The following is a 15,969-nucleotide window of genomic DNA, read 5'->3' as shown; positions in this document are numbered from 1 at the left end:
CTCTTCACTCCGCAGTCAATGCGTATTGGCCTTGTTCGATATAGACGAGCAAAATCGAGATATCAGACGGATTGACCCCTGAGATTCGTGATGCTTGCCCAATCGAGAGCGGACGCACTTGGTTTAGTTTTTGTTTCGCTTCAATCGCAAGACCACTGATGACGTCATAATCGAGACGTTCCGGGATCCGTTTTTTCTCCATCCGCATCATCCGTTCGACTTGATCAAGCTGTTTGTCGATGTAACCGGCATATTTGACTTGGATTTCGACCTGTTCCGCTGCTTCCGGAGAAAGCGCGACCGGTGCCGGTGTCATCTCGGCGATCATCGCATACGTGATTTCAGGACGTTTGAGCAGCGTGATGGCGTGTAACGCCTCTTTTAATGGGGAGACACCGATTGCCGTCAACTGTTCGTTGACCTCACGCGTCGCTTTGATGACGACTTTTTCAAGTCGTTTCATTTCCCGCTTGATCTCGTCTTTTTTCTCGGCCAATTTCGCATGACGTGTCTCATTGATCAGACCCAGTTCATGTCCGATGTCGGATAGACGTAAATCGGCATTATCGTGACGCAACAACAAGCGGTATTCGGCACGTGACGTCAACAGACGGTACGGCTCGTTTGTTCCTTTTGTCACGAGATCATCGATCATGACGCCGATGTAACCTTGGGAACGCGACAGGATGAGTGGTTCTTTTTCCTGTACTTTGAGTGCAGCATTGATGCCGGCCATGATCCCTTGTCCGGCCGCTTCTTCATAACCGCTTGTGCCGTTGATTTGTCCGGCTGTAAACAATCCGGCAATCCGTTTCGTCTCAAGTGTCGGCCAGAGTTGTGTCGGCACGACCGCATCGTATTCGATCGCATAACCGGGACGCATCATCTCTGATTTCTCAAGTCCTGGAATCGACCGTAAAATATCATGTTGGACATCTTCCGGCAGACTCGTTGAGAGTCCTTGGACGTAGACTTCTTCCGTGTCACGACCTTCCGGCTCCAGGAAAATCTGGTGACGGGGTTTATCGCTGAACCGGACGACCTTGTCTTCGATCGACGGGCAGTAACGGGGACCCGTTCCTTTGATCATCCCGGAGAACATCGGAGAACGATGGAGATTCGCATCGATCAATTGATGCGTATATTCGGTCGTATACGTCAACCAGCATGGAATCTGTTCCGTGATCATCTGTGTCGTTTCATGACTGAACGGCAATGCGACAGCATCACCCGGTTGGATTTCCGTTTTCGAATAATCGATTGTTTTCCCGTCAATCCGCGGCGGTGTACCGGTTTTGAAACGGGCCAGTTCGAAGCCCAGTTCTTCCAGATGTTTCGACAAGTTGACCGATGGCATCTGATTGTTCGGACCGCTCTCATACGACAACTCACCGATAATGATTTTTCCGCGCATGAATGTACCGGTCGTGATGATGACCGCTTTTGCCCGGTACTCGGCTCCTGTATTCGTCACGACGCCGACACACGTGTCGTCTTCGATCAATAACCGTTCGACGAGAGCTTGGCGCAGCAACAGATTCGGTTCATCTTCGAGGGCTTTTTTCATCCGATTTTGGTATTCGAATTTATCCGCCTGTGCCCGAAGTGCACGAACGGCTGGACCTTTTGATGTGTTGAGCATTTTCATTTGAATGTACGTGGCGTCAATCGCCCGTGCCATTTCTCCGCCGAGAGCATCAATTTCCCGGACGACGATCCCTTTTGCCGGACCGCCGATCGACGGATTACAATACATGAATCCGACCATGTCCGGATTCATCGTCAACATGACGGTTTTTGAACCCATACGAGCGGCTGCGAGGGATGCTTCAATCCCCGCATGACCGGCTCCGATGACGATGACATCGAATTCGCCTGCTTGATAAGCCATAACTGTGGTTCCTCCTTTTAAAAATCAACAACCTGACAACGTTTATTTCCCTAAACAAAATTGCGAGAACAATTTATCGAGCAAACTGTCTTGCGCTGTATCTCCATTAATTTCACCGAGTGTATCCCACGCCCGGCGTAAGTCGATCTGGACCATATCAATCGGCATCGACGCTTCCGCCGCACCGAGTGCATCTTCAATCATCTGACTCGCCTGTTTGATCAATTGGATGTGACGGGCATTCGACACGTACGTCATGTCCTGACCTTCGACTCCTTGTTCAAAGAAGAGCGCGGCGATGGCCGCTTCAAGATCCATGACTCCCGCTTCTTCGAGCAGGGACGTCGTGACGATCGGACGGTCATCCGCCAACTGAGTGACGCGCTCGAGATCAATCTGTTGCGGTAAATCACTTTTATTGACGATGATGATGGCATTCATGCCCCGAATCGCTTCGAATAACAAGACATCTTCTTCCGTCAATGCATCGTTTCCGTTTAAGACCAGTAAAATCAAGTCCGCTGAGTTAAGCGCCTGACGCGACTTTTCGACACCCATCCGTTCGACGATGTCTTCGGTTTCCCGGATCCCCGCCGTATCAATTAATTTCAGCGGGACACCACGGACATTGACGTATTCTTCAATCGTATCACGTGTCGTCCCGGCGATATCGGTGACGATCGCTTTTGCTTCTTGCACCAATGTGTTGAGCAAAGACGATTTTCCAACGTTCGGACGCCCGATGATCGCCGTCGACAAGCCTTCGCGCAGGATTTTCCCTTGTCGGGCCGTCGCCAGAAGTTCCGTTAAGATGCGTCGGACTTCGCCGGCGTCTTTCTGAACGATTTGTTGGGTCATCTCTTCTGCATCGTATTCCGGATAGTCGATGTTGACTTCAATCGAAGCAATCGTCTGCAACAATTGTTCCCGTAAATCCTGTACCAGTTTCGACAACCGTCCTTCAATTTGACCGACGGCAACTGTCATCGCCCGGTCCGTTTTCGCCCGGATCAAGTCCATCACGGCCTCAGCCTGGGATAAGTCGATCCGGCCGTTCAAGAAGGCACGTTTCGTAAATTCACCTGGTTCGGCGAGTCGGACGTCCGGTTGTTCGAGAATCAGTTCGAGCACCCGATTGACGGCGACGATTCCGCCGTGACAATTCAGTTCGACGACATCTTCCCGCGTAAAGGTTTTCGGAGCCCGCATGACACTGACCATGACTTCGTCGACGACCTGTTCTGTCGTCTGCTCCACCAACTTGCCGTAATGAATCGTATGCGTCGGGACGTCGGTCAATTGGTTGGCACCACGGTAAACACGATCCGCCGTTGCGACCGCTTTTGGACCGGATAAACGAACGATCGCAATCGCTCCTTCGCCCATCGGCGTCGAAATTGCGGCTATCGTATCAAATTCCATCATCTGTTGTTCACACCTCGTTTTCTGCAATCTTTTCTATAGTTAATGTTCAGGAGTATATAAATGGGTATAACGTGACAACTATACACGAAATAGCGCAAAAGAAAAAGAGCGACACTCTGTAAAAACGGAGTATCGCCCTCATTTGTGATTAACGTTTCTTTTTCGGCTTTTTCGGAGCAGGAGCTGCTTGAGCCGCTTCTTTTTCACGTTTTGAAGCAATCGTTGCTTCAGTCTGTAATTTGATCTTCTCACGCATCGGTTTCATGATGACGATCGTCACGATGATCGAGAAGATGTAACCTACGACCCAGTACAATGACAAGGCAGATGGTAATGTCACACCCATGACGAAGATCATGATCGGGAAGACGTACAACATGATTTTCATCTGTGGATTGTCGTCTTGACCTGCCATCGAGATTTTCTGTTGCAGGTACGTAAAGATTGCCGACAAAATCGGTAAAATGAACAATGGATCCGGTTTTCCGAGGTCGAACCAGAGGAACGAGTGTTGGAAAATGGCCGGTGTATAGATGATTGCGTTGTAGAAGGCAATCAAGATCGGCATTTGAATCAAGATCGGTAAACAGCCGGCAAGCGGATTGACGTTGTGCTCTTGGTACAACTTCATCATCTCTTGTTGCAGTTTTTGCTGTGTTTCTTGATCTTTCGAACTATATTTCTCACGAAGCTTCATCATTTCCGGCTGGATGACTTGCATACCACCCATACTCTTCGTTTGCTTGATCATTAACGGTAAGATCACCATTCGGACGATCAAGGTCGTGATGACGATCGCAATCCCGTAATCCCCATTAAAGTATTCCGCGATTTTTCCGATTAACCAAGCCATCGGCCAAACAAAGTAATGTTTCCAGAAACCTTCTGTATCAGCAGTAATCGGTTCACCTGTCCCGTATGTTCCAGGGGTACAACCAGATAGAACGATTGCGAGTACGGACATCAGCCCAAGCGTCAGCCAAATCTTAGTTCTCTTGTTCATAATTCCTCCTAGTAATGTTTACACGTGGTCGGTACTCGTATTTCTATATGATAGAAGTAGGCGAGCGGCCGCTACAAATCAACAGGATATACTACACGTTTATTTAACTTGTCGCTTCCAGACACCAGAACGTTTGAAGACATGGCGCAAACTGTCTGCGACTTCTTGAGCCGTCATCTTCGCAGCCGGATTGCGCGCGATGATCACAAAATCATAATTCGGGGCAAGCGATGCTTCATGAAGCTGGCATGCTTCACGAATGTACCGTTTGACTTGGTTGCGGACAACGGCGTTCCCGATTTTCTTACTCACCGATAAACCAATCCGAAAGTGAGTCTGCTGCTCTTTCTTTAGTGCATATACGACAAATTGCCGATTTGCGACAGAGGCTCCTCGAGTAAACACCGCTTGGAACTCCTTGTCTTTCTTGACGCGGTATTCCTTCTTCACCTTGATCACACTCCATCCTGACATCACGAAAATTCGTCGTCTTTCATCATATCATAGAATAAACCCGCTCTGCGAGAGTCGTCTTGTGACAAAAGGACGAACATCCTCAAAACAACAAAAAAAAGATCACTCCAGGCATCGCCAGAAGTGATCTCATCATCGCTCGATTATACAGTCAAGGCTTTGCGGCCTTTAAGACGGCGAGCAGCCAAGATCCGGCGGCCACTCTTCGTTGCCATGCGCGCACGGAATCCGTGAACTTTTTTGCGCTTACGGTTGTTTGGGTTGAAAGTTGGTTTCATTAGTCTGCACCTCCTTTAAAAAATACTCTATAAAAATCATCGTTTTCTACTTTAAGGCAGTCTTGTACATTATATAAATCAAAAGTGACCTTGTCAATGAAAGTTCAGAAGATTTATCATGCGCATTTTCATCCTATTGCAGCATGAATCGTGAAAATAGAATCAGTGGGTCTGTTTCATATCATACAATATGGTTTGTTTGACAGAATGGATTGAAACCACTCCTCTTTAAACTATCCACAGACTTATCCACACTATCCACACTTTCCGTGGATAACTTATCACTTTGTCTACAATAGTATTTTTTAAAATCAACGTCAAGGTCTGTTTTTGGATTTTCTTAAGACCTCTTCTTGTCGTTTTGTGCATAACTTTTTTGGACGCTTCCTCTTTAGAAAAGTTATACACATCTTATCCACAGTTTATCCACACTATCCACACCCTGTGGGTAACTGCCTGTGTATATGTCGATTTACTTGTGGATAAATCATTCTAACCATTGCCAGACCTCATTTCATTTGATACACTAATTGTGCATAACAAGAACGCAAGACAAATTGATTCTTCAAGTTATACACACCCTGTGGATAACTTTATACACAGAAATCAACCCCTGTGGATAACGTTATCCACAGTTTTTATGTTCTGGGGATAAGTCGTGTTCCTTCATTAACCTTGTCCTGTGCATAAGCCTGTGTATAGTTTTTTATATCATGATAGAAAAAGGGGGGTATTTATGAAAAACGCTGCCGAACTTTGGCACAATGTATTATCTGTAATTGAGGAAGAGCAACGTACCCCAAAAGCCAGTTACGACATGTGGTTAAAGTCTACGGAAGGTGTCACGCTGAACGGAACGACGTTGATCGTCTCTGCACCAGCCGCCTTCACGGTCACTTGGCTCGAACGTCAATACTTATCTTTACTAGAAGATACCGTCGAAGAAGTGACGGGAAGCCGGCTTGATATTCAATTCATCGAGGAAGGTCAAGCTAAACATATGCTCGATCGTCAAAATGAGGAAGTAATCGAAGTCGCTCCGAAACCGAATGTCCAAAAGACACGCAAACCGACGGATGAACTCGTCATGAGTGAACTGGGACAGTTAAATGCCAAGTATACGTTTGATACGTTTGTCATCGGATCCGGAAACCGATTTGCTCACGCTGCTTCATTGGCTGTGGCGGAAGCACCGGCGAAAGCATACAATCCCCTCTTTATCTATGGTGGAGTGGGGCTTGGCAAAACACATCTGATGCATGCGATCGGTCAGTATGTTCAAGATCAAAACCTTGGTACACGCATTGCATATGTCTCGTCTGAACGCTTTACGAATGACTTCATCAATTCGATCCGTGACAACAAGACGGTCGAGTTTCGGAACAAGTATCGAAACATCGATGTTCTATTAATAGATGATATTCAGTTCCTGGCCGGAAAAGAGCAGACACAAGAAGAGTTTTTCCACACCTTTAATGCGCTCCACAACGATCAGAAACAAATCATCATCTCGAGCGACCGCCCGCCTAAGGAAATCCCGACACTTGAGGACCGGTTACGTTCCCGCTTCGAATGGGGACTGATCACGGACATCACACCACCGGATCTTGAGACCCGGATTGCGATTCTCCGGAAAAAAGCCAATGCCGAGCAGCTGGATGTCTCAAATGAAGTCATGCTTTACATCGCCAGTCAGATTGATACGAACATCCGCGAACTCGAAGGGGCTTTAACACGTGTCATCGCCTATGCGAACCTCGTCGGACGGACGATTGATCCGAATGTCGCTGCTGAAGCGTTGCACAACATCATGCCGGCGAGCGAACCCCGGAAAGTCACGATCCGTGATATTCAGGAATCGGTCAGCAAACACTTTAATCTGCCGTTTGATGATTTAAAAGCTAAAAAACGGACAAAATCGATTGCTTTCCCCCGTCAAATCGCGATGTACCTGTCACGGGAGATGACGGAAAGCTCGTTACCGAAGATTGGCGAGGAATTTGGGGGACGTGATCACACGACCGTCATCCATGCACATGAAAAAATCAGTACACTTGTCAAATCAGACGGGGAAACAGGAAAAGTCATCGAGCAAATCAAGCACGAATTGAAACATTCCTGAATCCTGTGGATAAGCTGTGGATAAAAGAGGTTAGTTATCCACAAGTTATCCACACGCGTTTTGGCTCTATACCAAGTTATCCACCGACTTATCCACACTATCCACAGCCCCTAATACTATTATTAAAAAAATATATTATTATGTTATGATGGTGTAACGCCCATTTTGAGAGGAGCTTAACGACAATATGCATATTACAATTCAACGTGATACTTTAATCCAAGCAATTCAAGATGTAGCAAAAGCAGTCTCATCCCGAACGACGATTCCGATTCTGACAGGAATTAAACTCGAGGCCCATGGAGACGGCATGACGCTCACTGGTAGTGATACAGAAATCTCAATCGAACGGACTATCTATGCGGAAGAGAACGGTACGTCGTACGTCACGGTCCACCGTGCAGGAAGTGTCGTCTTAAATGCTCGCTTCTTTGGAGACATCGTGAAAAAGTTACCCACAGATGAAGTCATCTTAGAAGTCTCACCGAATTTCATGACACGGATTCAATCCGGTACCGCTGAATTCCATCTCAACGGACTTGATCCGGATGAGTTCCCGCGCCTGCCGCAAGTCGACGGTGGACAACAGTTCCGTTTACCGGCTGATCTGTTACGGTCAATGATTCGTCAAACGAGTTTTGCCGTCGCCGTCCAGGAAACACGTCCTGTTTTAACAGGGGTTAACTTCTCGGCAGACAAAGATATCCTGACATGTGTCTCGACGGACAGTCACCGACTGGCGTTACGACGCGCCCAGTTCGAGACGGATAACGAAATCTCGTTCCAAAATGTCATCGTTCCGGGTAAAAGCTTAAATGAATTATCCAAACTACTTAGCGACGGTCATGTCGACATCACGATTACGAATCAACAGATTCTGTTTAAGATGAAACACGTCTTGTTCTTCTCGCGTCTGCTTGACGGCAACTATCCAGATACGTCACGTCTGATTCCGGAAGAATACCGGACAGCGGTGCGCATGAATGCCAAGGAATTGCTTCAGGCGATTGATCGTGCGTCGTTGCTTGCACGGGAAGACCGTAACAACGTCATCAAGTTCGCAGCAGAAGGAACGACGGCTGTCGAAATCTCGTCTCACTCACCGGAAGTCGGTAAAGTATCTGAGCAAGTCAGTATCTTATCGCTTGAAGGCGAAGAGCTGAAAATTTCGTTTAACTCGAAATATATGATGGATGCCTTAAAAGCCCTGGATGCGACGGATATCGAAATCCAGTTCACGGGTTCGATCCGACCGTTCATTTTACATCCTGTTGATCAAGATAACGTTTTACAGCTGATCCTGCCGGTTCGAACGGCATGATGTGCACCCAAGGAACCGTTCGTGTTCCTTGGGCTTTTTTTGAAATCCGTATATACGTTCGTTCATTTTGCTAAATCGTGAGTTTTTTAGTACAATAAAGAGTACGTCATTTATAATATGTAGGTAGGAGGAGTCAAACCATGAATCAAATCAAGATTTCAACAGAATACGTCACATTAGGTCAGTTCCTGAAACTTTCTGATATCATCTCGAGCGGTGGACAAGCTAAACCATTTCTCGCTGAGGTGCCCATTCTCGTCAACGGTGAAGTCGATCAGCGACGTGGTCGTAAACTACGGGATGGAGATGTCATTGACGTAGAAGATTACGGTCAATTCATCATTAAGAACGAGGGCAACTAACGTGCGACTGGATTCGGTCCGACTCAGTCACTATCGCAACTATGAGTCGCTAGAATTATCTTTTTCGGAAAAGACGAATGTTTTGATTGGTGAAAATGCGCAAGGGAAAACGAATCTGCTTGAGGCGATCTACGTGCTGGCACTGGCGAAATCCCACAGGACGACGCACGACAAAGAATTGATCCATTGGGATGCCGAGGCAGCGCGTGTCGAAGGACGGGTCCATAAACGAAGGGGAGACCATTCGCAGGAGATCACGATTTCAAGCCGCGGCAAAAAAGCGAAGTTGAATCATCTCGAACAACGCCGACTCAGTGATTACGTCGGTGCCTTGAACATCGTATTGTTTGCACCGGAGGATTTGCACATCGTCAAAGGCAGTCCTCAAATCAGACGTCGTTTTTTGGATATGGAAATTGGTCAGGTCAGCCCGGTCTATCTACATGAATTGAGTCAGTATCTGAAAGTCCTCAAGCAACGTAATGCCTTATTGAAGCAGTTGTCGATGAAAGGCGGGGATGAGACTTTTCTCGATGTGTTGACGGAGCAGATGATTACGCTAGCCGTTAAAATCGTTCAGCGGCGTCATCACTTCATCGCCCAGCTTGAAAAGTGGGCACGGCCGATTCATGAAGGAATCAGTCGCGGACAAGAAAAGCTCGTCCTGATTTATCGTTCCGATACATTCAGCAATGATTTGCTTGATGTCGAAGGAATGACTGCTTCTTATACGCAGAAGTTTGGTAAAATAAAAGAGAATGAAATCCGAAGAGGCGTGACGTTGTTTGGACCCCACCGCGATGACTTTGAAATGGAAGTCAACGGACGGAATGTCCAGACTTACGGTTCGCAAGGACAGCAGCGGACGGCGGCACTCTCTTTGAAGTTAGCAGAAATCGAATTGATTCATGAAGAAGTAGGGGAATATCCGTTATTACTTCTAGACGATGTCTTATCCGAGCTCGATGATCATCGTCAAACCCATTTGCTCGATACGATGCAACAAAAAGTGCAGACCATTCTGACGACGACAAGCGTTGACGGAATCGCACATGAAACGATCAAACAGGCGAAATTGTTCCACGTGAAACAGGGGGCCGTCATTTTGGAAGAGACATCATACAAAGAAATAGTAGGTGAGAAAACCGATGAGTAATCATGAAGATATGGAATTAGAACAAGGGTACGGTGCCGATCAGATTCAGGTGCTTGAAGGTCTAGAAGCCGTTCGGAAACGTCCGGGTATGTATATCGGATCGACTGCATCGAAGGGGCTTCACCACTTAGTGTGGGAAATCGTCGATAACTCGATCGATGAAGCACTCGCAGGGTATTGCGACACAATCAAAGTGACGATTGAACCAGGCAATTCGATTCTGGTCGAAGATAACGGTCGGGGAATCCCGGTCGATATCCAAGAGAAGATGGGACGTCCGGCAGTTGAGGTCATCTTGACCGTGCTGCATGCCGGCGGTAAGTTCGGCGGCGGCGGATATAAAGTATCCGGCGGTCTGCACGGTGTTGGGGCATCCGTTGTTAATGCGCTCTCGACGAAACTCGAAGTCTTCGTCAAACGGAATGAAAAACTGTACTACCAAGCGTACCACCGCGGTGTTCCAGCCGCAGACTTAGCAGTCATCGGAACGTCAGAAGAGACAGGAACGATGATTCGTTTCTTCCCGGATGATGAAATTTTCCAAGAAACACTCGAATACGATTACGATCTGCTCGCAACACGTTTACGTGAGCTGGCATTCTTAAATAAAGGATTAACGATTGAAATTACGGATGATCGCGCAGATGAGCCGATTACACGCAGTTTCCATTACGAAGGCGGAATCAAATCATACGTCGAACATTTAAACCGTTCGAAAGAAGTCGTTCACGAAGAACCGGTCTATGTGCATGGTAACCGTGACGGCATCGAAGTCGAAGTCGCGTTGCAGTACAATGACGGATTCGCAGCCAACATCTACTCGTTCACGAACAACATCCCGACGCATGAAGGTGGAACACACGAAACCGGTTTTAAAACCGCGTTGACTCGTGTCATCAACGACTATGCGAAGAAGTTTGGTCTGATGAAAGAGGCGGACGGCACGTTGTCCGGAGAAGATGTCCGAGAAGGGATGACGGCAATCGTTTCGATCAAACACCCGAATCCACAGTTTGAAGGACAAACGAAAACGAAACTCGGTAACTCGGATGCCCGGACGGCAACGGATACGTTGTTCTCGTCTGCGTTTGAACAGTTCATGATGGAAAATCCGACAAGTGCCCGTGCGATCGTTGAAAAGGGTATGATGGCGTCGCGTGCCCGAATGGCCGCGAAACGTGCCCGCGAATTGACACGACGTAAAGGGGTTCTCGAAGTCAGTTCACTTCCAGGGAAGCTTGCCGATTGTTCGTCACGCGATGCGACGATCTCTGAAATTTACATCGTTGAGGGTGACTCGGCCGGTGGTTCAGCCAAATCAGGTCGTGACCGTCACTTCCAAGCGATCTTACCGATCCGGGGTAAAATCTTGAACGTCGAAAAAGCACGTCTTGATAAAATTCTCGGCAGCAATGAGATTCGGACGATCATCACAGCACTTGGGACAAGCATCGGTTCTGAATTCAACATCGAGAAGGCACGGTATCATAAAGTCATCATCATGACCGATGCCGATGTCGATGGTGCCCACATTCGGACACTGTTGCTGACATTCTTCTACCGCTACATGCGTCCGCTTGTCGAGCACGGGTATGTCTATATCGCCCAGCCGCCGCTCTACGGCATCAAACAAGGGAAAAACATCACGTACGTCCACAACGAACGTGAGCTGAACGAAGCATTGGCAGCACTTCCGGAAAATGCACGATACGACATTCAGCGTTACAAAGGTCTCGGTGAGATGGATCCAGAGCAACTTTGGGAAACGACGATGGATCCAAGTGGTCGTCAAATGCTCCGCGTCGAGTTGCAGGACGCGATCGAAGCAGATGAGGTCTTTGACATTTTGATGGGAGACCAGGTAGAACCACGTCGTGACTTTATCCAGTCGCACGCACACTATGTGAAGAACTTGGATATTTAACGTTGAATAGAGAGGGTGGCCATACGAATGTCCGATCAACAAGGGATCATTAAAGATATCAACATTAGTCAAGAAATGCGTACGTCCTTCATGGATTATGCGATGAGTGTCATCGTCGCCCGTGCTTTACCGGACGTCCGTGATGGTTTAAAACCGGGTCACCGTCGTATTTTATATGCGATGAATGACCTCGGTATCCGTGCGGACAAGCCGCACAAAAAATCCGCCCGTATCGTCGGTGAAGTTATCGGTAAGTATCACCCGCACGGTGATTCAGCTGTTTACGACACGATGGTTCGGATGGCGCAGGACTTCAGTTACCGCTATGAGCTCGTCGACGGTCACGGAAACTTTGGATCTGTCGATGGCGACTCTGCCGCTGCCATGCGGTACACGGAAGCCCGTATGTCTAAAATCGCGATGGAAATCATTCGCGATATCAATAAAAATACCGTCAATTTCAAGGACAACTACGACGGATCGGAACGGGAACCAGAAGTCTTGCCGTCCCGTTTCCCGAACTTGCTCGTCAACGGTTCGAGCGGAATCGCGGTCGGGATGGCAACAAACATCCCGCCGCATCAGCTTGGTGAAGTCATTGACGGCGTGTTGGCTTTGTCGCACGATCCGGATATCACGATTCAGGAACTGATGCAGCACATACCGGGACCTGATTTCCCGACAGCCGGTGAAATTTTAGGACGCAGTGGAATCCGCCGCGCTTATGAAACCGGCCGTGGATCAATCATCGTCCGGGCGAAAGCTGAAATCGAACAGACGAAAAAAGACCGCGAACGAATCATCGTGACGGAGTTGCCATATCAGGTCAACAAAGCCCGCCTCGTTGAAAAAATCGCCGATCTCGTCCGTGAGAAAAAAATCGAAGGCATCACTGATTTGCGTGATGAGTCGGATCGCCGCGGTATGCGTATCGTCATGGAGATCCGCCGTGATGCGAATGCGAGTGTCATCTTAAACAATCTGTATAAACAGACGTCGATGCAAACGACGTTTGGGGTCAACATGCTCGCGATCGTCGCCGGTCGTCCGCGTACCTTGACACTCAAGGAAATGTTGTACCACTATCTCGAGCACCAAAAAGAAATCGTCCGTCGCCGGACACAGTTTGATCTCGAGAAAGCAGAAGCACGCGAACATCTCTTAGCTGGTTTACGGATTGCGCTTGATCACCTCGATGAAGTCATCAAGATCATCCGTGCGAATCGGACAGCGGATGCTGCCCGTGAACAGTTGATGGACCGGTTTGCTTTATCCGAGAAACAATCACAGGCGATTCTTGATATGCGTCTCCAACGGTTGACGGGACTTGAGCGTGAGAAGATTGACGCCGAGTACGAGGAGATCATGCAATTGATCACGGAACTCAAAACAATCCTCGAAAGTGACGAAGTCTTACTCGAATTGATTCGGACGGAACTCGAAGAAGTGAAAGAACGCTTCAACGATAAACGCCGGACTGAAATTCGAATGGACCACATCGAATTTGAAGATGAAGATTTGATTCCGGAAAAAGATATCATCATTACGTTGACAAGCAGTGGATACATCAAACGCTTGACGACGGATTCGTACCGCGCGCAACGCCGCGGCGGACGTGGTGTTCAAGGAATCGGGACGAATGATGCCGATTACGTAACACGTCTGTTGTCGTGTTCGACGCATGATACGATTCTCTTCTTTACGAACCGTGGAAAAGTGTACCGGATCCGTGGTTACGAAGTGCCTGAAATGAGCCGGACATCAAAAGGTGTACCGATCATTAACTTGATTCAGATCGAGCGGGACGAAAAAGTCGAGACGATGATTCCGGTTAACTTCAAACGCTACCTCGAAGAGCAACAGACTGCGGAAGCACCTGAAGCCGTCATCGATGTAGACGTAGAAGTGGAAGCGGATGAAACGGAAGAGGTCCTGGATACGGAAGAAGTGATGCAAGATGAGCAAAAATCGCTGATCTTCATGACGCGTAAAGGACGTGTGAAACGTTCACCGTTGTCCGCTTACGCCCGGATCAATAAAAATGGACTGATCGCCATCCGTCTGTTTGAAGATGATGAATTGACATCGGTTCGACTCGCGTCGACGGAAGATGAAGTGTTCACCGTTTCCAACAGCGGGAAAGCGATTCGTTTCCCGATCACCAATGTCCGCTCGATGGGTCGTGGTGCACGCGGCGTCAAGGCGATGAACTTATCCGGTGACGCGATTGTCATCGGGATGGAACTGGCCCGTGACGAACAGGATGTTCTCGTCATCACAGAAAAAGGATTCGGTAAACGGACGCCGATGACGGAGTTCCGGACACAATCGCGTGGCGGTAAAGGTTTGATTGCAAGTAAGGTAACCGATCGTGTGGGTCAAATCGTTGCTCTTCGGATTGTCGACGTCGATGATGACATCATGATCATGACGGAAAGCGGCATCGTCATTCGAACGGATTCACAAAATATCTCAAGTGTCGGACGTAACGCACAAGGGGTAAAAGTCATCCGGATCGAAGAAGGCGATCGTGTCGCAACGGTTGCGAAGCTGAAAAAAGAAGAAGCTGTCGAGGAAGAAATTGCAGCTTTAGAAGAGGGAGCACCTGTTTCAGAAGAACAGACGCTTTCCGATTCTGAGGTAAGTGAAGAATCCGAGAAGACGGAAGAATAGAGGAAGTGCAGCAGAGTGAGGACGAGTTTGTCTTTACTCTGCTATTTTTCTAAAAAAATTGGTGATGGAAAGGAACGAAATAAAGATGCGTGTTGCAACTGAGCGGCTCATCATTGGTGACCGAATCACAGAGTCCCTTTTTTTACATACAGATATTCCGATTGTCGCGGCAGGAAAAAAACTTGGAACAGATGAATTGAGACGAATCAAACGCTTTTTGATTAAAGAAGTAGAGATTGAAGAACGACCGGAGGGAATGGTGGAAGAAACAGCACCGGATGTCACAGCAGACGAGGCAACGGACACCAACCGGTTTGACGAATTGATCGAAACGTACAACCAAGTCTTCACCTCATGGGAACAAGGACGCGTTCCGAATGTGTATGATGCGTTACGTTGGGTCAAGGAATCGGTTCCGGATCGTGTGCAACGTGAAGAAATTCTGCCTTATTTTCTTGAACGGGGGACAGAAGCCTATACCGTCCGCCATGCGATTTATCGTGGCGCGATTGCCCAACTCTTGGCAGAGGCGGTCGGGAAAGAGCGGAAAATGATTCATGATCTTTGGGTGGCATCGTATTTTGCAGACTGTGGATTGGCACGAATCATGGAATGGCGTCATACAAAACGGTATGAAGCGATGCAACAGGAGATTTTCCACCGTCATCCGGCGATGGCGTTCCAAGCGTTACAAAAAGAAAGCATCATTTCGGATACGGTCAAACGATTGATTGTCCAACACCACGAACGTTTGGATGGATCCGGTTATCCATTGAAAGTCAAAGGCGATAAAATCATGGATCATACACGATTGTTCATCGTCGCGGATGTATTCGCAGCGATGACGAGTTGGCGTCCGTACCGTGAAGCCTATAAGCTGTATGATGCCTATTGTTACTTGAAAGTACGCCCGATGCAGTATGACTCTAAATATGTCATGTTACTTGGACAACTGTTGTTGCCGATTGAAGTCGGTGACCGTGTCTTGATCAGCAACGGTAAAATCGCAACGGTCCTCCGCAAGAATATGGTCTTTGATCGTCCGGTGATTGCGTACGAAGAACATAATCAACGTATCGTCAAAGACTTAATGGAAGAACGGCAATTCAATATCATCCAGCTGATGGATTAAACGAGGCTGCTCTTTCCCGGTCTTGTCGTCGTCATCATGTAACGTATATATAGAAGAAACACTCTTTTGAGCACTGTTCATTCAGTGAAAAAAAGAGTTTTTCTTTTTTTTATAAAAAATGCTTGTACAATAATAAATCCCATGGTATATTATTTCTTGTCCTTACGAGGACGAGCGCACTGCTGGAAACAACAAAAAAACTTCTTTC

General features: G+C 47.7%; 12 protein-coding genes. 7 read left to right on the top strand and 5 right to left on the bottom strand.

Annotated features, from left to right (window positions below; genetic code table 11):
* Positions 1 to 4 precede the first annotated feature (4 nt).
* The 5 genes from mnmG to rpmH all read right to left on the bottom strand — a co-directional run bounded on the left by mnmG (position 5) and on the right by rpmH (position 5,071).
* Positions 5 to 1,891, bottom strand: coding sequence for a tRNA uridine-5-carboxymethylaminomethyl(34) synthesis enzyme MnmG (mnmG, locus tag D3D03_RS09045; RefSeq protein WP_119923393.1), 1,887 nt, complete (start codon positions 1,889 to 1,891; stop codon positions 5 to 7).
* A 42-nt stretch (positions 1,892 to 1,933) separates the two neighbouring features.
* A complete protein-coding gene (gene mnmE, locus D3D03_RS09040; RefSeq protein ID WP_199700012.1) occupies positions 1,934 to 3,313 on the bottom strand; it encodes a tRNA uridine-5-carboxymethylaminomethyl(34) synthesis GTPase MnmE in 1,380 nt (459 codons plus the stop codon).
* Positions 3,314 to 3,464: 151 nt separating this feature from the next.
* The gene (gene yidC / locus D3D03_RS09035) at positions 3,465 to 4,319 is read right to left on the bottom strand and encodes a membrane protein insertase YidC (protein WP_026831586.1); all 855 of its coding nucleotides are present in this window, start codon (positions 4,317 to 4,319) and stop codon (positions 3,465 to 3,467) included.
* Positions 4,320 to 4,418: 99 nt separating this feature from the next.
* Complete coding sequence (gene rnpA / locus D3D03_RS09030) at positions 4,419 to 4,769, bottom strand: ribonuclease P protein component (protein ID WP_026831585.1); 351 nt, start codon at positions 4,767 to 4,769, stop codon at positions 4,419 to 4,421.
* A 167-nt stretch (positions 4,770 to 4,936) separates the two neighbouring features.
* Positions 4,937 to 5,071 carry a 50S ribosomal protein L34 gene (gene rpmH, locus D3D03_RS09025; RefSeq protein ID WP_012371910.1) on the bottom strand — a complete coding sequence of 45 codons (135 nt, stop codon included), beginning with the start codon at positions 5,069 to 5,071 and terminating at the stop codon, positions 4,937 to 4,939.
* 736 nt (positions 5,072 to 5,807) lie between these two features.
* Between rpmH and dnaA the strand changes: the two genes are divergently transcribed.
* The 7 genes from dnaA (at position 5,808) to D3D03_RS08990 (ending at position 15,761) form a co-directional block, all read left to right on the top strand.
* Entirely contained in the window at positions 5,808 to 7,193 is a 1,386-nt protein-coding gene (dnaA, locus tag D3D03_RS09020) for a chromosomal replication initiator protein DnaA (RefSeq protein WP_026831584.1), read from the top strand.
* A 187-nt stretch (positions 7,194 to 7,380) separates the two neighbouring features.
* Positions 7,381 to 8,514: a DNA polymerase III subunit beta gene (gene dnaN, locus D3D03_RS09015; protein ID WP_012368916.1), complete on the top strand. Its 1,134-nt coding sequence runs from the start codon at positions 7,381 to 7,383 to the stop codon at positions 8,512 to 8,514.
* A gap of 140 nt (positions 8,515 to 8,654) precedes the next feature.
* Positions 8,655 to 8,876, top strand: a complete 222-nt coding sequence (yaaA, locus tag D3D03_RS09010) for a S4 domain-containing protein YaaA (protein ID WP_012368917.1) — start codon at positions 8,655 to 8,657, stop codon at positions 8,874 to 8,876.
* A 1-nt stretch (position 8,877) separates the two neighbouring features.
* Entirely contained in the window at positions 8,878 to 10,032 is a 1,155-nt protein-coding gene (gene recF / locus D3D03_RS09005; protein WP_119923391.1) for a DNA replication/repair protein RecF, read from the top strand.
* Between the two features lie 10 nt (positions 10,033 to 10,042).
* Complete coding sequence (gene gyrB / locus D3D03_RS09000; RefSeq protein ID WP_200870747.1) at positions 10,043 to 11,956, top strand: DNA topoisomerase (ATP-hydrolyzing) subunit B; 1,914 nt, start codon at positions 10,043 to 10,045, stop codon at positions 11,954 to 11,956.
* A gap of 27 nt (positions 11,957 to 11,983) precedes the next feature.
* Positions 11,984 to 14,629: a DNA gyrase subunit A gene (gyrA, locus tag D3D03_RS08995; protein WP_119923390.1), complete on the top strand. Its 2,646-nt coding sequence runs from the start codon at positions 11,984 to 11,986 to the stop codon at positions 14,627 to 14,629.
* An 85-nt stretch (positions 14,630 to 14,714) separates the two neighbouring features.
* Positions 14,715 to 15,761: an HD-GYP domain-containing protein gene (locus D3D03_RS08990; RefSeq protein WP_119923389.1), complete on the top strand. Its 1,047-nt coding sequence runs from the start codon at positions 14,715 to 14,717 to the stop codon at positions 15,759 to 15,761.
* Positions 15,762 to 15,969: the final 208 nt, after the last annotated feature.

This window comes from Exiguobacterium sp. RIT452, assembly GCF_003598705.1.
Classification (GTDB): domain Bacteria; phylum Bacillota; class Bacilli; order Exiguobacteriales; family Exiguobacteriaceae; genus Exiguobacterium_A; species Exiguobacterium_A undae.
The sequence above is the reverse complement of the archived record's forward strand: the minus strand, read 5'-3'. Positions and strand labels throughout refer to the sequence as shown.

Excerpts from the sequence above, each read along its gene's own strand:
- dnaA (WP_026831584.1), top strand. The coding sequence starts at position 5,808 with ATGAAAAACGCTGCCGAACTTTGGCACAATGTATTATCTGTAATTGAG.
- yaaA (WP_012368917.1), top strand. The coding sequence starts at position 8,655 with ATGAATCAAATCAAGATTTCAACAGAATACGTCACATTAGGTCAGTTC.
- mnmG (WP_119923393.1), bottom strand. The coding sequence starts at position 1,891 with ATGGCTTATCAAGCAGGCGAATTCGATGTCATCGTCATCGGAGCCGGT.
- D3D03_RS08990 (WP_119923389.1), top strand. The coding sequence starts at position 14,715 with ATGCGTGTTGCAACTGAGCGGCTCATCATTGGTGACCGAATCACAGAG.
- gyrA (WP_119923390.1), top strand. The coding sequence starts at position 11,984 with ATGTCCGATCAACAAGGGATCATTAAAGATATCAACATTAGTCAAGAA.
- yidC (WP_026831586.1), bottom strand. The coding sequence starts at position 4,319 with ATGAACAAGAGAACTAAGATTTGGCTGACGCTTGGGCTGATGTCCGTA.
- gyrB (WP_200870747.1), top strand. The coding sequence starts at position 10,043 with ATGGAATTAGAACAAGGGTACGGTGCCGATCAGATTCAGGTGCTTGAA.
- dnaN (WP_012368916.1), top strand. The coding sequence starts at position 7,381 with ATGCATATTACAATTCAACGTGATACTTTAATCCAAGCAATTCAAGAT.
- mnmE (WP_199700012.1), bottom strand. The coding sequence starts at position 3,313 with ATGGAATTTGATACGATAGCCGCAATTTCGACGCCGATGGGCGAAGGA.
- rpmH (WP_012371910.1), bottom strand. The coding sequence starts at position 5,071 with ATGAAACCAACTTTCAACCCAAACAACCGTAAGCGCAAAAAAGTTCAC.